Raw genomic sequence first — 21,421 nt, 5'->3', positions numbered from 1 at the left:
TTATGGCTGAACTATGCATTATTGACTGCAAAAATTCAGTATTAGACGCATATCACTACATATAACTCAACAGCTCAACTTATCTCCCCTGCTCTCGGGCCCTTCCACCATGCTTGGTTTTGTTTACAATCAAAGGGCTGTAAATGCTCTCCGACCAAACCCACCAACAAAGGCTGACCATTTTCTTGTACCTTTAGCTCTGCATATTGCGCATCGCGATAGCACGACTCCAAGCCTTCAGCAAATAAAAAGCTGCTCGCAGCGGGATATAAACCCTCAAATCTATTATCAGGATTTTTGAGCAGCAGTTTTGTGGATGAGCTTGGATACTGCGCTAACAACTCTGGGTTGAAACTGGTTCGAATCACTCTACGCTGTGCATCAAGCTGCACATAACTCACAATACTTTTTTGATCGACAAAATAGTCACGGTGTACATTTTCTTCTGTATTCGCTTTGGCAGCCTGCCCATTGGCAGATTGCTCTTTTGATGGCTGACCACCAAAATAGAGCTGATAATTCAAGACCATATAATCACCTTGAATCAAAGAGCGTGGATCGACAGGCTGCAGCTTTACATAAATACTCTGACTGTTTGCCAGATGCCATTCATGACGTGCAATCATCAGTACAAATAAAAGAATACTAAGTACAGCCAAACCAATAGGAAGCATTTTTTTATTGAGTATGGTCATCACACATCTCCCCCTTGTTTATACTGTATCGTAGATAACATCTTGGTAATGCCAAGTAGCAAAAGGCCAGAAATCAAAATCGTTAAACTTTTCAATAAAAAACTCAGACCCAAATTGTAATACAGCATCCATAAGCTAAAAATGATCAACAAGATGCTCAAGGCTTTAACCAAAGATTGCTGATAGACCTGCGCCCATGCCAATAAAACCAATAACAAGAAAATTCCAAAATAGCCCATCGCAATCAGCACAAGGCCCAATAGCAGTAACGGCCATTTTTCGCTCCCCACCTGTTTTTGCTGATTTGCGATGTAAAGGCCAAGCCAAACCACAGGCAGCAGGTAACCGACAAACAGGTCAAGAACACCATTTTGGGTCTGTTCAAATTGTAGAATGTTATTTGACAACGTCTGCAACACCACACCCACCAATACGATGCATAACATCCACAACACAATGCTTTTTCGATACATCGAGTGCAACCAAGCTGTTGCACTCCCGAGCAAGAAAATCAGTAGAATATAATTCAATCCAATCACAGCTAAGATGACATGTTCATTGCTCATAAAAAGATCGGCATCAAATAGTGTGGCCACTGCAAGGCCGTATCCTGCAATGAGTTGAATAAAAACAATAAACCAATGCATTCGACTAAACAAACAGAGCAATATAACGCCAATTTGCAACACTAAAATAAACGAAATGCTATTGGTTAAGCTCTCTGTATGAATGAAGACCGCAGATTGGCCACATACCCATAAGCAGTAAGCAAATTGGCGACTAAAGATACTTTTAGCTCGTCGAATCAACCACCAAGCCACAGCTACAAAAACTAAGCCCATGACGATCGAAAACGCCTTCCAATAGGTCAGCAATAAGCTCGATAAAATAATTCCTGCCAACCATGCCCCAATCGCTAAAGGAATAACCGCAAATTTAGTCTGTGGCAGAAATTTCATCAGCGCCCAACTGATCACCGCAAACCAAGCAAATATCAGCAAAGCAAAAACCAACAATCCTGCACTCGAGTCAGATAAAATATGTTCTGCCCATTGGAAAATCAAAATACTGAAACTCGCGGCAAGACCCGCAGTTTGTAAACTGGTTTCTAATGCACGCTGTTGTCGATAAAAATAGATAATCAGATAAATTGGAAGCAACAAGGCAAAAATTAAATATTGCCATTGATACTGATCTACCCCATTTCCACAGTATAAAAACATGCAATACATCGACATTAGTGTAATAAATGCAATAAATACTAAGCGCAGTGCAGCATAATATTTCAAACAATAGGTCACACAAATTGCCGTCAATACATTCATACAGAGTAAATACCCCCAAGAATGATCAACGATTAAATAGCTTTGTTTAAAATATAAAAATAATGCCAATTGACTGATCAAACACAGTAACGCAAAGACTCCGATATTCGGTCGATATAACCAAGGTAAAAGCAGCAAAGCCCAGACCAAAAATAACAGATAACTGTCTGCTCCTGTTTGATAGACCTGCCCAATCACAGCTAAACTTAATCCGAGCAACAAAGCACTTAAAGCATCTAAGCTTTGCTGAATCCAAGCATGCCTTACAAAATATACACTCGTCACAGCACTCAGTACCAACAGCAACATTGGAATTGCCAATTGAATAAATTTGGGTAACATCAGCCAGTTTGCCGCGATCAAATACACGAAACTGGCTGCTATCAGTGCAACACCGATCACTTGCAGATACCGAATGACCTGTACATCTTGGAACAGATCTGTTGAAAACTCTTGATCTAACTGTGAATGATGCAGCTTTATATTCTGCTGCTGAGAATGCTGAGGAGCGGTCATTTTTTATCATTATGCAATCATGGTTGATTTATCGGCACGATAGCATGCTTTGACACACTTTATATAAATGCTTACAAATCCAATCTTATAACTTTACTTATCTAAAATTTTGCAAAAGATTCCGAGTATTAACATCCTATTCAGCCTAGAACAGGTCTATAATCATTTCACATCGCTTCAGGGCGGGGTGTAATTCCCCACCGGTGGTAAATTTGTTGGGTTGAACGCCCTGCAAAAAGCCCACGAGCCAATCGTTTAAACTCGATTCGCAGATCAGGTGCAATACCTGAGCCGACGGTATAGTCCGGATGAAAGAAGACGACGTCACATCTCTATATCATTGATCATTTTCAATATATATCGTAACGCCACTATTTCACATGTCCTGAAATGTTCAACCGTATCTAAAATTTACGCGAGCGTTTCAATGTCTAGTTTAATTCAACCCGAAATTTTCTTTTCTGCCCTTCCACCTGCAGAACAGCGCATGCTGCAAGCCTTAGAAGACATTCGTCATGGCAAGCCTGTTTTAGTCATGGACGATTTTGACCGTGAAAATGAAGCCGACCTGATTGTTGCTGCAGAAACACTCACTGTAGAAACCATGGCACGTATGATTCGTGACGGTTCAGGAATTGTCTGCCTGTGTTTAACCGATGCTCAAGCCAATCATTTAGAACTTCCACCCATGGTGTCTGATAACTCTAGCCATTTTAAAACTGCCTTTACCGTAACCATTGAAGCTGCGGAAGGTGTTACTACTGGAGTTTCAGCAAAAGACCGAACAACTACAGTCAAAGCCGCAATTAAAGATGGTGCTGTTGCTAGTGACTTAAACCGTCCGGGTCATGTTTTTCCTTTACGTGCGCGTGAAGGCGGCGTATTGACCCGTCGTGGACATACTGAAGGGACTATTGATTTGGCACGTCTAGCCGGTTTAAAACCTGCAGGTGTTTTGTGTGAATTAACCAACCCAGACGGCACAATGGCCAATGGCGTACAAGTTTTAGCGTATGCACAAACCCATCATTTGACTGTACTCACCATTGAAGAAATTGTGCAATATCGTTTACAACACAATCTCTAGTGCGAATTAATTAAAGCTCTACACATTCATAAAAAGGCTGACTGAATCAGCCTTTTTTATTTTTTACTGCACATTTCAAGTTAAGAATTAAACCGTGAATATGCTATAGATCCCGTAGATGGCAACTACCACTAAAATCAGCCCACACAGTGCCAACAATTTTTTATACCAGCGTGATTTCGACAATCGATGAAAAGACAAATACACCAAAGACAAAGTTGCGAAATCTAAAACAATCCAACTCAGGGTCAACACAATTAAACTCAGATTAAGATGAGGAGTAATTCCTACAAACTGCGGAAAAAATGACGCGAAGAAAATAATATCCTTAGGATTTGAAATCCCCACAATTAGTCCTTGCTTAACCCCCCCTTGTGCTGCTTTTAACTGCAGAGATTGTGCAGTGGGCTGTATAGTTACTTCTTTTAAAATATCAAATCCAATATAAGCAATATATAAACAACCCAGTATTTTGATGCCATCGAGCCAATGAGCATTAACATTTAAAATGCCTTTTAAAATACACACTGACAGCACAATCAAAATCAGTGACGCAAAATTTGTCCCGACAATGGTTTGAAATGCCTTTTTATATCCACCTTGTAAACCTGAACTTGCGACCAACAGCATGACAGGTCCAGGTGTTGCAATCATCACGATGACTGCCACACAATATAAAAAGTACTCCGAATAATTCACGCTGAGATTCCTTCACTTATTTTTTTACATCACGATAAATTTCATACATAAAAAAAGAGGACTTAGTCCTCTTCATCCATGTTTTGCAATAAATGCAAGCGAATGGCATCTGCTCTTAAAAATGCCAAATCATAGCTGGCTGTGGCGAGTGCCAAAACACGACGCTCAAATTCATCCCACAACGGTCGCACCTGTTTGTAATGTATCCCGAGTCCACTTTCATCTGTGAAATGACGGTTTTTTTCGCAGAGCTTGAGTGCGTGATACAGTTTACGGCCTTTGCTTGCATCTGGACGTAAGCGAACTCGCTTAGACAAGACAAAGCCTTCGACATGGATGATATCTGCTTGAGGCAACATCGGTATTAAAATTTGATCTAATTGTGCATCTAAACGACACCAAATGGCCGTGTGTTGCTCTGCTGTATAGGTATTCCATTTTATGACTTCATGGTTAAAACGGCGGCAACCACGACAGACTGAATCACCAAATACCGTAGAACAACGCCCTGCACATGGGGTTAACGAGGCAATTCGACGATCAGTACTCAAAACCGGCTCCATTCAATCAATATTTATGGGATAAAAACAACTCGGCATGACTATACACGCTAAAACTACTGAAATGAAGCTATGATCAAATGTGTGGTTAAAAGCCATCGCTTTACTCGCTTATTCATCCAAATCACGGTAGAATGTGCGCCTTAATTTTTATCCTGTTTATTCATTTGGAGTACTCCATGAACGCTACTGTAGAACAGCTTGCACCTGTAGAACAGCAAGCGACCTCTGGTTGGGTTGTTGCCGCACTTTATCAATTCAAAGAAGTTCAAGATCCTGCCGATCTTCAACAACGTCTTTTAGACTTGGTAAAAACCATCAACCTTTGCGGTACTCTAATTGTGGCAGGTGAAGGTATTAACGGTACTGTTGCCGGTGACCGTAAATCTGTAGATATCATCCATCAATTCCTTCTCAATGAAGGCTTTAATGCGATGGAATACAAAGAATCGCATAGCACGGATAAACCATTCCGTAAAATGAAGATCAAACTGAAAAAGGAAATCGTGACTTTAGGTGTGGAAGTGAAACCACGTGATTTAGTCGGTCACTATCTTGATCCTAAAGAATGGAATGAACTAATTACACGTGATGACGTAATCCTAATTGATACACGTAACGACTATGAATACAAAGCAGGTACATTTAAGGGTGCGATTGACCCGAAAACTGAGACTTTCCGTGAATTCCCTGAATACGTGAAAAAAGAGCTTGTGCAGCATAAAGATAAGAAAATTGCCATGTTCTGTACAGGCGGTATTCGCTGTGAAAAATCAACCTCACTTTTACTTCAAGAAGGCTTTAATGAGGTTTATCACCTTAAAGGCGGTATCTTAAAATATTTAGAAGAAACCCCTGTTGAAGAAAGCATGTGGGAAGGTGAATGTTTCGTATTTGACGGTCGTACTGCTGTCACTCACGGTATGGAAGAAGGCGAAAATATCAAATGTCACGCATGCGGTTGGCCACTGGCTCCTGCTGAAGTTGAACTTCCGAGCTACGAACATGGCGTATCATGCAAATACTGTATCGACAAAACTACGGAACAACAAAAAGCTGGCTTCCGTATGCGTCAATCACAAATTGTGGCAGCAAAACGTAAGCGCCTCTAAGGAAAATTTGTTGTAACGATATATAAATAAAAGCCCTATTTTTAGGGCTTTTTTTACGCATTCTCAACAGTGACTTAATTTTTTTGACAAAATAACTATATCTGGTTATTTACGAGAATCAGTTCGCGCATTTATGCTTATTCTGATCAATTGATCCGAGAAAATCATTATAGATAATTGAAAAGGAAAGCATTATGCCAAAATTAATCAACTCTCCAATTGCAACCTCAAGGCGCCTTGCTTTACCCGCTCCCCGTGTAAAAGAAAGTGTAGGAGAATTAAAACACCTCCTTAACCAACAGTCGCATATTTTGATAGTCAGTGTCGCTACATGCATTGGTGCAATTTTTGCCTTATTTATTGCTTATACATTGCACTTACAACCCACTATGCTCAATATTCTTGGACTTTGTGTGATTCCATTTGCTTTATCTCTAAGCTTACGCCAAGTCTATATTCACACACTGTTAAATATGGAACATGATGATTAATTTACGCACCTTACAACGTCACTTATTGCAACCTAGTCCTACGCTGTTCAGTATATAAAACGATTTTTAAAGCTGCTAAAGCTCCGAAATCTAAATAAAATCCAAACTGAACAGCGTACACTCAATACTATAAAAACTATGATCCAAGCCTTTCAATTATTCAGCCTTATATCATTCAGCATATCTTAATGCCATCACGCATTGATACATTTTCCTTCTAATTCAGCCTACATGCTACTTAATACAAGATGAACTCAATATTTGTTGTTTTTGCTTAGGTGGTTTCAGGAATATTTAAAACGGAACTTTACCCACTGCGCGTTTCAACATAGGATAAATACACCTTTTCTCTGCCTTAGCTACCATGACTTTAACTGAATGGATCATTTCAATCATGGAACAATTGGGTTATGTCGGTATTGCCCTACTCATGTTCCTTGACAATGTCTTCCCCCCAATCCCCTCAGAAATCATTATGCCCTCGGCTGGCTATTCTGCCTCCCAAGGTCAACTACTGCTCATTGGTGTCATTATTTCAGGTTGTGTCGGCTCTTTACTGGCGGCTGCATTGCTATATTGGATTGGTTATAAATTTAAGCATGAATCCATCTTTCACTTCGTCGATCGCTATGGAAAGTATTTATTTATCAAATCGGCAGATGTAAAAAAATCTCTAGCATGGTTTGAGCAATACGGTCACCGCATTGTATTTTTCGGCCGGATGATTCCAGCTGTGCGTTCTCTTATTAGTATTCCTGCTGGAATGAGCCGCATGCCATTTTGGAAGTTTATGTTTTATAGTGGTTTAGGTACGATTATTTGGACCACTTTTTTAGCTTGTATGGGTTTTTATTTAGGTGAAAATCAGCAGTTAATGCAGCAAATATTTAGTAAAGTTGGCCATCTGATTATTCTGATCACAGTCATCATTATTGCTTGGATTTTGTACCGTCGACATCAACGTCGACCTCGTTAATTTTTTGTTTTGGGGCTTAAATGAAACACTATCTCCTACACTTTGCTGCTGTTTATAGCATCGCCTTGGTGCTTTTGATTACCGTATTAATTTTTGGATTAAATCTTGGTGGTATTACATTAATTCCTACATTGGTGGCATGTGCATTAATCAGCGTTGGGCATTTTGTAAAGAAAGAACAACGTGTGCCTAGCAACCATGAAAAGATCCAACTGGTTTGGGGCTCCAGTGCCGTTGCAATCATCATTGGTAGCTTTTTTGTGCTGTTCTTGGTGCTGATGAATCCCAATGCCGAAAGCATTATGAAGTCTGTGGATAATGCAGGCATTGGGCTAACTGCTGTAGTTATGCTCTGCATGGTCGCCATTCATGGCACGATATTTCATATTGCCTACGGTTGGTATGCAGACTACTGCGCTAAAAAATTATAAATTTTTTTAACTTATTCCGTTAGAATTTGAATCAATACCCTTCACTGAAACTTAAAATTCAGTGAAGAAACTTCGGGCAAGCTATACTCGCTCTTTATAAAACGAAAACATGAACATTAAATAATGAAAAAATACATCATCACATTTAGCATTGCTTATGCACTCGCCATGGTTGCTGTCGCAGCCATCGAATCTTTCTTTGATTTACCTGGTGGTTCATCTATTACCTGTCTCATCGTGGGCGGTCTTGCTGCAGCATCTAGCTTTGTTAAAGACCATCAGCGAGTGCCAAATAAGTTAGAAAAGCGAACTTTGATTTGGAGCTGTATTTTAGCTTCCGTACTGATTAGTGTCGTCGCGACTGTCATTTGTCTCTTGATCTTCCCTGAAACCCAAGCCTTTATTCAAATGGCGCTAACGGAATTACCCGCTTGGGTCTGGCTGCTTGCTATCAGCTTTAGCTTATTCATCCATTATCTCATGTTGGCTTTATCTTTTGGATGGATGGCAAAGAGCTTCTTAAAAGCCAAACGTAGTTAAGCCTTTAGACTAACTTTGAATTGAAAAGGTATAGCGCTAAAAAAAGCACCCAAGGTGCTTTTTTTAAATTTCGTCGAAATTAATTTGGTGTGTGATACATCAAATATAATTCGTTCAAATTGGTTGGGATTTCTTCTGCAAGTTCATCCATCAACTGACCATTACGACGGAAAGATTCCATTTGTGGATCTTCTTCATCAATGCCGCTGAACACCATGATTGGCAAAGTTAAATCTACCAATTGTTCTTCAAACTCGTCGGTGAACCATGCATCTTCGTTTAGGAACATGGCATCAACGAAGCCAACACTCCAGTCACCAAGACTTGATTCAACATCGGCTTCTTCAATTTCAAATGGAAATTCAATACCATCTTCATTGGCAAGATTCTGACGAATCGATTCGAGCCATGCTTTTACTTGTGCAATAATTTCAGCAGGTACTTTTTTCTGATTGTTATCAAAAAGTTCGTCTAGCCATTTATCAAAAGCTGGGCCTACTGCAATTGCACATAAAAAACCATGAGTCGCTGCAAAATCTAGACCATGCTCGTTGTCATCGCCGTCTAGATAGTCACTCAAAAGGTCTAAATCTAAAGCACTCATTTCAAATCCAGAGTTAGAAACTTAATGCGTAAGCATAGCATTTTCAAGCGCTATGCTAAATCGCTATTTAGTCTTCTTCGTCATCAAAATCATCGTCATCGTCGATATCGTAATCAAAATCTTTAAGCTCACGTTCAAGACGGCGCTGAGCCAGAAGGTCATCAATAAGTCGGCGCTTTTCTAACGATTCTTTCGCGCTAGTTTTTGCACTGGCCTCATCGAAATTCACATCATCATCACCGTAGTTATCATCTAGTTCAAAATCTGTAGAAGACACCAAAACTACCTCATAATGAAAAAAATTGAAGGGGTCTAGCCGCTATTTATATGGGATATAAAATATTGTCAAGTTTTATTTGTTTTTTTAACAACTAAACTTTAAAAATAGGTCTTTTTTTCTTACCAAAACCTGTGGCATGATATAATCCACCCTGCGTCCTTCATTTTTATGACAGTCAAAGATGACTCGTAAAATAATCGATGCATGGGATGAACTTGAAAACAACAATTTCAGCCCCACCTAAATTACTGAATTTAAATTTTTAATATCTCATTGGACAGCTTGATGCTGTACCGTCCTAATGGGATAAGCCAGCTATTAACAAGATTTAATGAGACGATCGTGCTAAAATGCACGGTTTTTTACTGCCACAGATTCAACGAAGAGTAAGCAAAGATGAGCGATATGACTTCCCCTACTTCTCAAGTAGCGGCTCTGATTAGCCGAGGCAAAGAGCAAGGTTACCTAACTTTCGCCGAGGTTAACGATCATCTCCCGGACTCAATCACTGAAAGTGAACAGATTGAAGACATCATTCAGATGTTGAATGACGTGGGTATTCCGGTACATGATCGTGCACCAGAAACTGACGATACAATGTTTGAAGGTGGCAGCGAAGCGACTGACGAAGTTGCTGAAGAAGAAGCCGCTGCTGTACTTGCATCTGTTGAAAATGAACCCGGTCGTACCACTGACCCTGTGCGTATGTATATGCGCGAAATGGGTACAGTTGAGCTTTTGACACGTGAAGGCGAAATTAGCATTGCAAAACGTATCGAAGAAGGTATTCGTGACGTTTTACATTCTATTGCTTATTGGCCAAATGCAGTCGAAGTTGTATTGCAAGAATATAAAGATTATGAAGCGGGTGAACGCCGTTTAGCTGATATTCTTTCTGGTTATTTAGATCCAGAATCTGACGAAGCCATCCCAGAAGTGATCGATGAAGATGATTCTGAGATCGATGAAGATGAAGCGTCAACCAACAAGCCAACTAAAGATGTCAAACTTGATGATGACGATGAAGAAGAAGAGTCTGAAGGTGATGATGATTCTGAAGGCGAATCTGGCCCAGATCCTGAAATTGCTAAAGCACGTTTCACTGAGCTTGAACAAGCATGGTTAGTCACTAAAGCTGCAATTGAAAAACATGGGCGTAACAGTAAAGAAGCTGCTGCTGCACTTGAAGCACTTGCAACTGTGTTTATGATGTTCAAATTCACACCACGTTTATTCGACATCATCTCTGATTTGATTCGTAATACCCATGACCAAATCCGTACTTCTGAACGTGAAGTTATGCGTTATGCAGTACGTCGTGGTCGTATGGACCGTACTCAATTCCGTACGTCTTTCCCAGGTCAAGAATCTAACTTTGCTTGGTTAGATGAACAAATTGCTAAAGCACCTGCAGAAATGAAAGGCTATCTTGAAAAAGTCCGCCCTGACGTTCTGGCATTCCAACAAAAAATCGCTGACATCGAGAAAGAACTTGGTTTAGATGTTAAAGGCATCAAAGACATTTCTAAACGTATGTCGATTGGTGAAGCGAAAGCTCGCCGTGCGAAAAAGGAAATGGTTGAAGCGAACTTACGTTTGGTAATTTCGATTGCGAAAAAATACACCAACCGTGGTTTGCAATTCCTCGACTTGATCCAAGAAGGTAACATTGGCTTAATGAAAGCGGTGGATAAATTCGAGTATCGTCGTGGTTATAAATTCTCTACTTATGCAACTTGGTGGATTCGTCAGGCGATTACGCGTTCGATTGCTGACCAAGCACGTACTATTCGTATTCCAGTACACATGATCGAAACCATTAACAAGATCAACCGTGTATCTCGCCAACTTCTTCAAGAAATGGGTCGTGAACCGACACCAGAAGAATTAGGTGAACGTCTAGAAATGGACGAAGTGAAAGTTCGTAAAGTGCTTAAAATCGCGAAAGAACCAATTTCAATGGAAACACCAATTGGTGATGATGAAGATTCGCATCTTGGTGACTTCATTGAAGACGGTAATATCACCTCTCCTATTGACGCTGCAACGTCAGAAGGCTTAAAAGAAGCAACACGTGAAGTTCTTGAAAACTTGACTGAACGTGAAGCGAAAGTCTTGAAAATGCGTTTTGGTATCGATATGCCAACCGACCATACCTTGGAAGAAGTGGGCAAACAGTTTGACGTAACACGTGAACGTATTCGTCAGATTGAAGCGAAAGCATTACGTAAACTTCGCCATCCTTCACGTTCAGAGCATTTGCGTTCATTCCTTGAGAATGATTAACCTATAACTAGGACAATGCAGGCTTGAATATGGGGTTTTCCGCCCCATATTATGAGCATGTAGCAAATGATTCCAAATACCTGCTCATTGCAGGTATTTTTAAATAATGAGGTGTCCCATGACTGATATGACTAATCGCGCTCCTTCACGTGAATTGCAAGAGCATCTTTGGGTCTTCCCTATGGACTACCCTATTAAATTGATTGGTAATGCAGGTGAAGAACTTCGCCTTGCAGTGAATGAAATTTTTGTTAAACATTTTCCTGATTTTGATGGCAGTAAAATGACTGTGACTCCATCTCGTACAGGTAAATATCATTCAATTACTGCTCAATTACGTTTCGAAGAGTTAGAACAAGTACATGCGGTCTATGCGGATTTAGCAGCTTGTAAACACATTCGTACCGCGCTGTAATTCTGTTGATTTAAATAAAAAAGCACGCTTTAGGGCGTGTTTTTTTATGTCTAAGTATAATAGTAATACCCTCAAGTAATTCAGTATTTAACCCCCCTTTTGTACGTCTAATTCATTATAATCCATACATGACTTTGATAGAAAAGGACACGAAATACGTGACTGAAACTGTTCAAAAACCCGAATTAATCATTCGTCAATATAACCAACTTACCCCTTATGCAGACCGCTTTTTAGAGATGAAAACTCTCACTGAACAGCGAGATGAAAACTCACCTGATGAGCTGTGGATATTGCAACATCCCGATGTATTAACTCAGGGGCAAGCTGGCAAACCTGAACATATTTTGGTGCAAAGTAACATCCCTGTGATACAAACAGACCGTGGTGGACAAGTCACTTGGCATGGACCGGGTCAGTTGGTCGCTTATTTCATGTTTGACTTAAATCGCTTAGGTTGGAACGTGCGTACGCTGGTTTCCTATGCAGAAAACTTGATGATCGAACTGCTGAAAAAGTACGGCATCGACGCTTATGCCAAGCCTGATGCACCCGGTGTTTATGTTGCAGAACGCAAAATTGGTTCTCTCGGTTTTAAAATTCGTAAAGGCCGCAGTTATCACGGTTTGGCACTGAATATCGATTGTGATCTATTTGGTTTTCATACCATTAATCCATGTGGCTATGCTGGATTAGAAATGGTTCGTATACAAGATTTGGTGCAAGATTACCCTAAATTTGAAAACTTATGCGTCGATATCATTGATACTTTGAAAAACAGTGGTTACTTTAAAGACGTAACAGTCAAACAACTATAAAAGACTTTGCTTTCTCAAATAAAATAATTTAGAGTAAAAGCTCTAAATTAATAATTATAGATAAGGGATGTACACGTGATTGCAACTAAATCCGTTAAACCCGCGCTCCAGCAGGCCTATGTCAAACTCATGATGGATGTGATTGGCAGAGGTCTGGTCATGGCGAGCCAGGTCGATGAAGAAATTAAACAAGAAGTTGCTAAATTTCCAGTTAATTTTATTTTATCTATGAATGTTTTTCCTAATGGTGCTGCATTTGTCGCGCAAGTCACGGAAGACCATCAACTCAAACTCCTCACACCCGGCACTCAAAAGCCTGACTTAACCATTACGTTTAAACATTTGAATCATGCCTTTTTGGTCTTCTCATTTCAAGAAAGTACCGCACAAGCCTTTGCCAATGACCGCATGATCGCCGATGGTGATTTGTCTTATGCCATCCGACTGGTGCGTTGTCTCAACAAAATGGAAGCGTTAATTTTACCTAAATTGGTGGCTGAATTGGCTGTCAAAGAATATCCAACACATTTAAGCCTAAAAGAAAAACTGAGCGGTGCTGCAAATATTTATTTAAAAGTAGCCCAGTCTTATTTAAAACGGAGCGCATAACACATGGCTAAACCATATTACGAATTTTTCTGTCCTGTAAAAGTGATTGCTGGCCATGCTGCTTTAGAACACATTCCATTCGAACTGTCTACTTTGGGTGCTAAACGCCCCATGATCATTACTGACAAAGGCGTTCGCAGTAATCAATTACTTGCACCGATTGAAGCGGCATTTGAAAGTACCGAGACGGTGATTGGCTATATTTTTGATGATGTTCCGCCAGACTCAAGTCTAGAAACCGTACGTAAAGCGGCTCAACTTTACCGCGACAACCAATGTGATGCCATTATTGCCGTCGGTGGCGGTTCAGTGATTGATACCTCTAAAGCAACCAACATCTTGGTATCTGAAGGTGGTGATGACTTACTGAAATACTCAGGTGCGCACAACTTACCAAAACCTTTAAAACCATTTTTTGTGATTCCAACAACCTCGGGTACAGGTTCAGAAGTGACTATGGTCGCTGTGGTTTCTGACCCTGAAAAGAATGTCAAAATGGCTTTTGCATCGAATTATTTGATGCCACATGCGGCAATTCTTGACCCACGTATGACGCAAACTTTGCCACCTCATCTTACGGCTATGACAGCGATGGATGCGATGACGCATGCCATTGAAGCCTATACGTGCATGGCGGCGAACCCGATTTCAGATGCCTATGCAACTGCCGCAATCAAGAAAATTAGCAATAGCTTATTTGGTGTATTAGATAATACTAGCGATGCACATGGGCGCTTAGAACTTGCACAAGCGTCTACAATGGCAGGAATTGCATTTTCGAATTCGATGGTTGGATTAGTCCACTCATTGGGTCATGCTTTAGGTGCTGTTGCTCACCTGCCCCATGGATTATGCATGAATTTATTCTTGCCGTATGTGTTGGAATACAACAAAGAAGTGAATGGCGATAAGATTGCTGAATTACTATTACCACTGGCTGGTCCTGATATTTATGCACAAACACCAGCACATCTTCGTGCAGATAAAGCAATTTCAACGATTTTAACTATGCGTGATCGCTTGTATAGCTTGACCAAATTACCACGTACTTTGAGTGAAACAGGTAAAGTGACTGAAGCTCAATTAGATGAAGTGGCAGAGAAAGCACTGAATGATGGATCTATTATTTATAATCCTAAAGAATCCAGCTTAGAAGACCTCAAAACTATTCTAAAAAAAGCTTGGTAATTGCTGAAAAATAAGCGAATATAGCGAAAAATTAAGCCTGATGTTTTTTTAAACATCGGGCTTTTCACTTGCAGAACGCAATATCAGTTATTTTTTAATCAAACTGGCATAATTTCTGCTAAAAATAATTTCAAAGTTACTGACAAAATGTACCAATTTGGAGTAGATTGGCGCACTTTTGTTTTAAAACGTAGGGGGGATCGTTCGTCTCAAACGATCCTTAGAACATGACTGATCCTTGATCAACGATAAGAGGATAACGCCGTTGACAAATATCTCTGGGACTCAATCGGCAGCTAAACTGCAAAAAACGCTTGGACTCTGGCACATTATTATTATTGGTTTGGCTTACATCCAACCAATGACTCTATTTGATACTTTTGGTTTAGTATCTGAAGAAAGTCATAGACACGTGCCGACTTCTTACATTATTGCCCTTATTGCAATTCTGTTTACCTCGATTAGTTATGGTCATATGATCCGTCGCTACCCTTCTTCGGGTTCTGCGTATACCTATGCCCAAAAATCTATTCACCCGAACGTAGGTTTCATGGTGGGTTGGTCTTCTTGGTTAGACTACCTATTATCTCCAATGGTGAATATTATTCTTGCAGTGATTTACCTTGAAGCACTATTTCCAACAGTAAACCACTGGGTATGGGTCATTGTGCTAACGGCATTCATGACTGGAATTAACTTACGCGGCGCGCGTTTTGTTGCTAACTTCAACAGCCTGATTGTACTTGTGCAGTTATTAGTAATTGGTATTTTCACGTGGATGGTCTACAGCAAGCTTCAAATGGGCTTCAATGCTGATGGCCCGATTTCTGCGGCAGAACGCTACCAATTATGGAGCCTTGAGCCATTTTGGAATGAGCTGACGTCTGTGGGTGCGCTGATTACAGGTGCAACATTACTGTGCTTCTCGTTCACTGGTTTTGACTCATTAAGTTCATTGGCAGAAGAAACCAAAGATACTGAGAAAACACTGCCGAAAGCGATTTTCTTAACTGCTTTAATCGCAGGGATTATCTTCATTATTAGTACCTACTTCATGCAGCTGTTCTTCCCTGCTGAGCCGGGTAACTATTTCAAGAATATTGCTGAAACACAGCCAGAGATACTCTTGCTCGTCGGCGGCTCACTGTTCCAATCCTATGTGTTAACTTTTGCGATTGTGACAGTAATGGCATCAGGTATTTCTGCACATGCTGGCGTATCACGTCTGATGTATGTAATGGGTCGTGATGGCGTCATTAACAAAAAGATTTTTGGTCATATTAGTCCGAAAAACTTCACACCATCGTACAACATCATGATCGTAGGTGCGGTTGCATTAACTGCGGGCTTTATGAATCTTGATATTGTCATTTCGATGATTAGTTTTGGTGCATTGACAGCCTTTACTTTCGTGAACTTATCTGTGATTTCACGTTATGCACTTCGTGATGGCCGCACAAAAACAGCCAAAGATATTTTTAGCTTTGTCGTTATTCCAATGCTTGGCTTTATCAGTATCTTTGCGATGTGGTTAGAAATTGAAGAAACTGCATTGAAATATGGTTTGTGGTGGGCAATGTTCGGTATTTTATACCTTGGTTATAAAACTAAAGGTTTTAAACACCCTGCACCGCAACATAACGAATTTGATGATAAATTCTAAGCAAGTTTATCTCTAAACAAAAAAGGCGCTTAAAGCGCCTTTTTTGTTATTCTAAATATACCAATTAAGGTTGTATGGCTTTTCTAGATTGCTGAAATTGAATTGAAATTTCTTCACACTTGTCTGGTGTATTGCCTTTTAATTCAACCGATGCTCCATCACCGTGTGACCATATACCATCTTCAACAGTCTCTAAATTTACAGCTGCTTCAAATATATGCTGTTGTTGTGGATAGAGTTTGATATCTATAGGTGTATCACATACTTGTTTTGGAAAATATGGTCTAACCTGCTCGAATAATTGCATGGTTAATGGCATATCACATTGCAAATGAATGGTGACTGGTACGCTATTGGTATTTTTTAAGATCAATTGAACATTTTGCGAATTAAGATCCGCTTGGGCAGCAGGTATTTCTACATACGTTTTTGTGTCAATCGACTGACGATCAAATGGATTGAGGAAGGCTAATTTACGTTCCACGCCATAACAAGAATCCTGCACGGAAGCTGAAAACTCTAAATATCGTGTCCCCAAGATAATTGTTCCGCGGCCATCCCCTGCATGACCGATATCAATGATTGGATCACCTGTACCTTCAATTGTAACCCCACCACTTCGAAAAAACTCTATGTCACAACCCGCTAAAACGCTGATCAAGCCACAAAGGGTTAAAGTCTTAAAGTTTAATTTTCGTATCATGTTGATAAACTCCAAAGCGAAATACACGATTTGCTTCAGGATTCCCGTCATCCATTGCGCAACGCTCCGCGGCAAGTTTTAAAAGTTGTAGTGAGTATTTCTGCCAAAGCTCTAAGCTCATTTCATGTAATTTATTAATCGATTCTTCTGTTAATTCGTCAGCACAAATGGCTTGTTCTAAGTATGGCATTTCATCAGGATTCAATAAATTATGCAAACCTGCTTCTAAATGCGCTTGAACGTTTCGCGTTAAAATTTTGCGTGCTTCTAATTGTGAAGGATCTGGAATAAAACGACGCTGTTGTAAATACACCTGCCCATCTTTTTCAGTGGCAATTTCCAAACGAACAAGTTCATTGAGTACCGAACGCGGATGACGTTCTGTTGAAATTCTTTTCACCAGCATTTCAAAGCTATTTTCTGACTCACTGCTAAATGGTAAAGAATCCCCCCAACCTTCTGCTAACCATAAACCAATCACACGTGATGGCACACTAATCGGCTCTGAAACAGTCGCTTCGGTCAAATCCTTACCTTCAGAAATCACTTCTTTATAAGCTGTCACGTCTTTACGGTGTAGGCCTGAAAGTAAACTGATCGCAGAAATCGTGGGTTTTTGATCGATACGCTCTAACTCACGTAAAGCTTGTTGAAAAAATATAGGCTTCAATGCAGCAGTAAACTCAGTATATCCAACACCTGATCGTATCAACCATTGGCTCAACTCATTCATCAGCACCAATACTTGCTGTAAATTTTGATCTGCCTCATTGGTGAGAAGTTTGCTCATTAAATTGCCATGAAAATTAGACTGCATAAGTGAAATTTTCGCATTATTCTTTCTACTACACAATTTTTATCTGATGAGATCTTGAGGGTATTCAGTAAAAAAATCATTCTTTACATTAAAGTGCGTAAACGACACGCTGATCGATATATCCAAACTTTCAACGCTATGCCACCACCCAATCGGTATAAATAATGTTTCTCCCGGATTCAATGTACACTCAATAGGTCTGACCTTTTTCAACGATGGATATTGAGAAAAATTAGCCTTTTTTAAATCTGTAACTTCACTAAATACCCACTGATCGTTATACATATACGGCATTTGCCATGCAGGAATCAAAGTCACTTTCTTACGTCCATAGATTTGTGCCAACATGTTATTGGTCAAGTCATAATGCAGTGGCGTAAATGTGCCTGCAGGACCAAACCATAAAAAATGTCGATCTTTGATCTCTTTTTGACAATAACCATTGGCGAAGTCACCTAGATCTTCACTTATCTTTTGCATGAACTGCTTATTTTGAGCGGCGTTATTCGCAGTTAAATAAATGTCATTGCTGTGCTTAGTGGCTTTAATTTGTGCGACAAAATCTTGCATCAAAATAATACGTTTCAATTGTACCGATTTTTTTTCAAAATCTTGATGCTGCTCACGATGCATCTGGACTTCAACCAACTCATTTTCAAAATGCTGTGCAAAATAATCAGGACTCCATTTATGCAGTGCAGGCCAATGTTGTATCCCACCTTTTAAAATGACCGGTCGCATCTTGCTATAATACCGCTCTATAAATGTTTCAAAATCAGGTGTTTCTATGCGATCGATTGTGGATGGAAAGTGGTCGTTCAATTGATTCAATTGACCCATCACCTGTAATAGCCAACGCTGTTTATTCTGCTGTTGCTGTACTTGCTTCAGTTTTTTAAAAATGACGTTATTGTTTACACGCTTTAGAAACTGAATGATCAAATGATTTGAAATATTTTTTTGCTTAATTTTTTCTAAAATTTCATCTGTCTCTAAGCCCTCAAGACTGTATTCCAAAAGTTCATTTTGCAGCTGTTCTGAAAGTTGGTCTGCATCAGAAAATAAGTATTGATCCGCCCTTGGGCTTAATCCATGTGATTGTAAAATTAGACTTATTTTCTGTACATCGCAACCATTTTCAATATTTTCATTCAACCAATTTTGCCATTCCGTCGGTAAGGACTGATACCAATTTTTACTTTGCTTTAGATGTTCACTCTGGCTTTCTACATTCATTTTCACCACTCCACCCTCTTTACAAGTGAAGTATAAATGATCTATTTTAAAAATGCTAAATTTTCGCATTTTATAATTATTTAAACACCGCGAATGTTATGAATCCGTCAGATATCACGCGGAAAGACATAACAAAGTAAAGGAGAAAGTTCATGAAAATTCGTCATTTAGTCATCGTTAGCAGTCTGTCTTTAGCTTCAATATCAGTATATGCAGGTTTTGCCGATACCATGCGTGATTTAAGAAATACACTGAATCAATTTAATGAAACATCCAAAGAAGTATCGAATACCGCAAAAGAATGGACAGGCAGTCAGGCCACGACTAATTCAAATTATGCTGCAAATGGTTTCAGTATGGGACAGCAACTTAGACCTAAAATTAATAATCTACCGCTTTATAAAACTGCCGATAAATCGAGCCAAGTCATTAATAAACTGTCAAAAAATGCAGATATTATTTTTGCGGGAAACATGACTAAAACAGGTTTGATAGAAGTCACTACAGAACATGGCAATGGCTGGATTGAATCACACCTTGTTCAATAAATCTTGATTTTAAATGTTTATACAACCGCATCAGCCGTACATAACAACTTTACTCTATTGAGCACTAGTCATGAATAATAATCACAAAATCAGCATTATCGCTGCTGTATTTACGACATTGGTGGGCTGTGGTGGATCAAGCTCCAATGATGGTGGCGCGACACCTACACCTACACCTACACCTACACCTACACCTACACCTACACCTACACCTACACCTACACCTACACCTACACCTACACCTACACCTACACCTACACCTACACCTACACCTACACCTACACCTACACCAACGCCAACACCAACGCCAACGCCAACGCCAACGCCAACGCCAACAACTGTAGCGGATAAATTCACAGGAGAATGGATTCAAGGGAACTCTGCCCTCGGTAACGGTAATTGCGATTTACCACAAATTTCAATTCATAAAACCAGTGAAAATTCAGTCAGTTCACTGAACGAAGAACTAAAATATGCGGTACACAATAGTTCAAGTAAAACTTGCAGCGGTGAATTTATTTCCAAACGCTATCAATTACTTCATGACATGGTCATGAGTGAAATACAGCCGGCTGCAACACTAAATAACTTTGAATATCATTCGATTAAGTTTCAACCAGTCAGAGGTGGCGCGACGAGCAACCGTGTCTTAACTTTTTTAAATAATAATTCTTTCTGTGTAATTAACGCGACGATTTCAAATCCAAGCTATATCATCATGCAACGAGGTCTAATTACCGACCCACTCAAGGACAGCCGCTGCTATACAAAAAATTCCAATGAATTCTTCACCAATTTAAAACCGAAAACCAAAATCACAACTGCAGATTTTAAGTCTGAGAATTTTATTAATACCACCGACACAGTAAACTTCTTGGCTCAGCTCAATACAATGGGACAAAGCGGTTATAAGTTAATTGGCTATGATTCTAAAACTTTGGACAATGGTAATGTTAATAGCTACATGAAACTTGCCAATGAAAATACGCGTTTCAATCATATTGTGGCAGACCGTGCAGCACCCTCTACCGCTGACATATATTTTACATGGCGTAATCAGTTAAATGAAAAAGGCAAATCAGGCTATCAATACTTGCATAGCGTCAGACCAACCAATGCCCTGAATTTCAAAGATTATTTCATTAAAAAAGAAAATGATACCGCGACATATACCTACGACAGCGGCTATGTTTCCCCGCTCGTAGACCCAGTGCAACTGGAAACTATGCTCAATACACTGGGTGCCCAAGGCTGCCGTATTATTCAATTCAAAAGCTATTTCACAGGTTTTCGTCCTGAAATTCTGAACGGCAATCAAAACAGTCCTAAAGTTGCAACCTGTATAAATAGCAGCGCACACCATGGCACATACAGCTATCGCTATAAAACTTACCCAACCGGCAGCAATAGTGTAGAGCGCAGCTTAAAATTACAGGAGATGATCGATGAGCAAGCAAAAGACGGTTACCGCATAGTCAGCCGTGCTTTAGATATGAGTTCAACCACCAAAAACGGCATCCTGTTTATGAAAGACAGCGAAAACACTAATGTCGGTGAGTTTAAAGTCTTTAGTGAAACTGTCTTTGCAACGTCGACATTTAACAACGTCTTACTGAAACGTCTTCAGCAGCAAGGTCAATTGGGTTGGTTATACACCAGTGGTCAACTTCTATTTGCAAATAATCCAAAACATCTACAAACAGAACTGAGTGACTTTAATTTAATTGATTAATTCATGAGGTATCTCGAGCTTTTCCATGTCCTTTATTTTTTTACATCAAGGACATGGATCATTCACATAAATCAAAGCAGTGATAAAAAT

General features: G+C 39.8%; 23 protein-coding genes and 1 riboswitch. Of the genes, 14 read left to right on the top strand and 9 right to left on the bottom strand.

Annotated elements, in window-relative coordinates; all coding sequences use genetic code 11:
* Positions 1–74: 74 nt before the first annotated feature.
* Positions 75–695 (bottom strand): GDYXXLXY domain-containing protein, encoded by a 621-nt coding sequence (locus FTU75_RS01315; protein ID WP_180114823.1) that lies wholly within the window; start codon positions 693–695, stop codon positions 75–77.
* Complete coding sequence (locus FTU75_RS01310) at positions 695–2,536, bottom strand: DUF2157 domain-containing protein (protein WP_180114821.1); 1,842 nt, start codon at positions 2,534–2,536, stop codon at positions 695–697. Before FTU75_RS01310 ends, FTU75_RS01315 begins: the two co-directional genes overlap by 1 nt.
* Positions 2,537–2,706: 170 nt before the next feature.
* Positions 2,707–2,860: riboswitch (FMN riboswitch) on the top strand.
* Positions 2,861–2,963: 103 nt separating this feature from the next.
* On the opposite strand from FTU75_RS01310, the gene ribB reads away from it, so the two are divergent.
* Positions 2,964–3,623, top strand: coding sequence for a 3,4-dihydroxy-2-butanone-4-phosphate synthase (ribB, locus tag FTU75_RS01305; RefSeq protein ID WP_180101767.1), 660 nt, complete (start codon positions 2,964–2,966; stop codon positions 3,621–3,623).
* 87 nt (positions 3,624–3,710) lie between these two features.
* Here ribB and FTU75_RS01300 read toward each other — a convergent pair whose 3' ends face one another.
* Together FTU75_RS01300 and FTU75_RS01295 are read right to left on the bottom strand one after the other, a co-directional pair.
* A complete protein-coding gene (locus FTU75_RS01300) occupies positions 3,711–4,322 on the bottom strand; it encodes a LysE family translocator (RefSeq protein ID WP_180114818.1) in 612 nt (203 codons plus the stop codon).
* 62 nt (positions 4,323–4,384) lie between these two features.
* Entirely contained in the window at positions 4,385–4,873 is a 489-nt protein-coding gene (locus FTU75_RS01295) for a DUF1289 domain-containing protein (protein ID WP_168378110.1), read from the bottom strand.
* A gap of 188 nt (positions 4,874–5,061) precedes the next feature.
* Between FTU75_RS01295 and FTU75_RS01290 the strand changes: the two genes are divergently transcribed.
* From FTU75_RS01290 to FTU75_RS01270, 5 genes are all read left to right on the top strand, one after another.
* Entirely contained in the window at positions 5,062–5,994 is a 933-nt protein-coding gene (locus FTU75_RS01290; protein WP_180114816.1) for a rhodanese-related sulfurtransferase, read from the top strand.
* A 194-nt stretch (positions 5,995–6,188) separates the two neighbouring features.
* Positions 6,189–6,485, top strand: a complete 297-nt coding sequence (locus FTU75_RS01285; RefSeq protein ID WP_180023226.1) for a hypothetical protein — start codon at positions 6,189–6,191, stop codon at positions 6,483–6,485.
* A gap of 364 nt (positions 6,486–6,849) precedes the next feature.
* Positions 6,850–7,461, top strand: coding sequence for a DedA family protein (locus FTU75_RS01280; RefSeq protein WP_180114815.1), 612 nt, complete (start codon positions 6,850–6,852; stop codon positions 7,459–7,461).
* A 20-nt stretch (positions 7,462–7,481) separates the two neighbouring features.
* On the top strand, positions 7,482–7,892 hold the full coding sequence (locus FTU75_RS01275; RefSeq protein ID WP_078192189.1) for an ABZJ_00895 family protein: 411 nt from the start codon (positions 7,482–7,484) through the stop codon (positions 7,890–7,892).
* 123 nt (positions 7,893–8,015) lie between these two features.
* Complete coding sequence (locus tag FTU75_RS01270; RefSeq protein ID WP_180076734.1) at positions 8,016–8,432, top strand: ABZJ_00895 family protein; 417 nt, start codon at positions 8,016–8,018, stop codon at positions 8,430–8,432.
* 79 nt (positions 8,433–8,511) lie between these two features.
* Here the strand turns inward: FTU75_RS01270 and FTU75_RS01265 are convergent, their stop codons facing one another.
* A complete protein-coding gene (locus FTU75_RS01265) occupies positions 8,512–9,036 on the bottom strand; it encodes a YecA family protein (protein ID WP_078191372.1) in 525 nt (174 codons plus the stop codon).
* A 67-nt stretch (positions 9,037–9,103) separates the two neighbouring features.
* On the bottom strand, positions 9,104–9,313 hold the full coding sequence (locus tag FTU75_RS01260) for a PA3496 family putative envelope integrity protein (RefSeq protein ID WP_078191373.1): 210 nt from the start codon (positions 9,311–9,313) through the stop codon (positions 9,104–9,106).
* Positions 9,314–9,712: 399 nt separating this feature from the next.
* Here FTU75_RS01260 and rpoD point away from each other — a divergent pair, with 399 nt between their 5' ends.
* The 6 genes from rpoD (at position 9,713) to FTU75_RS01230 (ending at position 16,295) form a co-directional block, all read left to right on the top strand.
* Complete coding sequence (gene rpoD, locus FTU75_RS01255; protein ID WP_078192191.1) at positions 9,713–11,602, top strand: RNA polymerase sigma factor RpoD; 1,890 nt, start codon at positions 9,713–9,715, stop codon at positions 11,600–11,602.
* Between the two features lie 127 nt (positions 11,603–11,729).
* Positions 11,730–12,017, top strand: a complete 288-nt coding sequence (locus FTU75_RS01250; protein ID WP_078191448.1) for a YbeD family protein — start codon at positions 11,730–11,732, stop codon at positions 12,015–12,017.
* A 158-nt stretch (positions 12,018–12,175) separates the two neighbouring features.
* The gene (gene lipB, locus FTU75_RS01245; RefSeq protein WP_180114813.1) at positions 12,176–12,835 is read left to right on the top strand and encodes a lipoyl(octanoyl) transferase LipB; all 660 of its coding nucleotides are present in this window, start codon (positions 12,176–12,178) and stop codon (positions 12,833–12,835) included.
* Between the two features lie 75 nt (positions 12,836–12,910).
* Positions 12,911–13,444 (top strand): hypothetical protein, encoded by a 534-nt coding sequence (locus FTU75_RS01240; protein WP_180011534.1) that lies wholly within the window; start codon positions 12,911–12,913, stop codon positions 13,442–13,444.
* Between the two features lie 3 nt (positions 13,445–13,447).
* A complete protein-coding gene (locus FTU75_RS01235; protein WP_180076732.1) occupies positions 13,448–14,632 on the top strand; it encodes an iron-containing alcohol dehydrogenase in 1,185 nt (394 codons plus the stop codon).
* A gap of 265 nt (positions 14,633–14,897) precedes the next feature.
* Complete coding sequence (locus tag FTU75_RS01230; RefSeq protein ID WP_111885298.1) at positions 14,898–16,295, top strand: APC family permease; 1,398 nt, start codon at positions 14,898–14,900, stop codon at positions 16,293–16,295.
* Positions 16,296–16,359: 64 nt separating this feature from the next.
* On the opposite strand, the gene FTU75_RS01225 is transcribed toward FTU75_RS01230, so the two are convergent.
* The 3 genes from FTU75_RS01225 to FTU75_RS01215 all read right to left on the bottom strand — a co-directional run bounded on the left by FTU75_RS01225 (position 16,360) and on the right by FTU75_RS01215 (position 19,051).
* Entirely contained in the window at positions 16,360–16,998 is a 639-nt protein-coding gene (locus FTU75_RS01225; protein ID WP_078192196.1) for a hypothetical protein, read from the bottom strand.
* Positions 16,976–17,788, bottom strand: a complete 813-nt coding sequence (locus tag FTU75_RS01220) for a DUF6502 family protein (protein WP_078192403.1) — start codon at positions 17,786–17,788, stop codon at positions 16,976–16,978. The genes FTU75_RS01225 and FTU75_RS01220 overlap by 23 nt, the downstream gene beginning before the upstream one ends.
* Before the next feature lie 66 nt (positions 17,789–17,854).
* Positions 17,855–19,051, bottom strand: coding sequence for a cupin-like domain-containing protein (locus tag FTU75_RS01215; RefSeq protein ID WP_180114811.1), 1,197 nt, complete (start codon positions 19,049–19,051; stop codon positions 17,855–17,857).
* Between the two features lie 152 nt (positions 19,052–19,203).
* Between FTU75_RS01215 and FTU75_RS01210 the strand changes: the two genes are divergently transcribed.
* Together FTU75_RS01210 and FTU75_RS01205 are read left to right on the top strand one after the other, a co-directional pair.
* Positions 19,204–19,599, top strand: coding sequence for a hypothetical protein (locus FTU75_RS01210; RefSeq protein WP_180055768.1), 396 nt, complete (start codon positions 19,204–19,206; stop codon positions 19,597–19,599).
* Positions 19,600–19,669: 70 nt separating this feature from the next.
* Positions 19,670–21,331, top strand: a complete 1,662-nt coding sequence (locus tag FTU75_RS01205; RefSeq protein ID WP_180114809.1) for a PT dipeptide repeat lipoprotein — start codon at positions 19,670–19,672, stop codon at positions 21,329–21,331.
* Positions 21,332–21,421 lie beyond the last annotated feature (90 nt).

Origin of the sequence: Acinetobacter sp. YH12140, assembly GCF_013418475.1 — a bacterium.
Lineage (GTDB): Bacteria > Pseudomonadota > Gammaproteobacteria > Pseudomonadales > Moraxellaceae > Acinetobacter > Acinetobacter amyesii.
Note: the sequence above shows the minus strand (reverse complement) of the source record. Positions and strands in the feature narration are given on the sequence as shown.

Bases quoted from the DNA above. Each gene is read 5' to 3' on its own strand.
- FTU75_RS01315 (WP_180114823.1), bottom strand. From the start codon at position 695: ATGACCATACTCAATAAAAAAATGCTTCCTATTGGTTTGGCTGTACTT.
- FTU75_RS01310 (WP_180114821.1), bottom strand. From the start codon at position 2,536: ATGACCGCTCCTCAGCATTCTCAGCAGCAGAATATAAAGCTGCATCAT.
- ribB (WP_180101767.1), top strand. From the start codon at position 2,964: ATGTCTAGTTTAATTCAACCCGAAATTTTCTTTTCTGCCCTTCCACCT.
- FTU75_RS01290 (WP_180114816.1), top strand. From the start codon at position 5,062: ATGAACGCTACTGTAGAACAGCTTGCACCTGTAGAACAGCAAGCGACC.
- FTU75_RS01285 (WP_180023226.1), top strand. From the start codon at position 6,189: ATGCCAAAATTAATCAACTCTCCAATTGCAACCTCAAGGCGCCTTGCT.
- FTU75_RS01280 (WP_180114815.1), top strand. From the start codon at position 6,850: ATGACTTTAACTGAATGGATCATTTCAATCATGGAACAATTGGGTTAT.
- FTU75_RS01275 (WP_078192189.1), top strand. From the start codon at position 7,482: ATGAAACACTATCTCCTACACTTTGCTGCTGTTTATAGCATCGCCTTG.
- FTU75_RS01270 (WP_180076734.1), top strand. From the start codon at position 8,016: ATGAAAAAATACATCATCACATTTAGCATTGCTTATGCACTCGCCATG.
- FTU75_RS01265 (WP_078191372.1), bottom strand. From the start codon at position 9,036: ATGAGTGCTTTAGATTTAGACCTTTTGAGTGACTATCTAGACGGCGAT.
- rpoD (WP_078192191.1), top strand. From the start codon at position 9,713: ATGAGCGATATGACTTCCCCTACTTCTCAAGTAGCGGCTCTGATTAGC.
- FTU75_RS01250 (WP_078191448.1), top strand. From the start codon at position 11,730: ATGACTAATCGCGCTCCTTCACGTGAATTGCAAGAGCATCTTTGGGTC.
- FTU75_RS01235 (WP_180076732.1), top strand. From the start codon at position 13,448: ATGGCTAAACCATATTACGAATTTTTCTGTCCTGTAAAAGTGATTGCT.
- FTU75_RS01225 (WP_078192196.1), bottom strand. From the start codon at position 16,998: ATGATACGAAAATTAAACTTTAAGACTTTAACCCTTTGTGGCTTGATC.
- FTU75_RS01220 (WP_078192403.1), bottom strand. From the start codon at position 17,788: ATGAGCAAACTTCTCACCAATGAGGCAGATCAAAATTTACAGCAAGTA.
- FTU75_RS01215 (WP_180114811.1), bottom strand. From the start codon at position 19,051: ATGAATGTAGAAAGCCAGAGTGAACATCTAAAGCAAAGTAAAAATTGG.
- FTU75_RS01210 (WP_180055768.1), top strand. From the start codon at position 19,204: ATGAAAATTCGTCATTTAGTCATCGTTAGCAGTCTGTCTTTAGCTTCA.
- FTU75_RS01205 (WP_180114809.1), top strand. From the start codon at position 19,670: ATGAATAATAATCACAAAATCAGCATTATCGCTGCTGTATTTACGACA.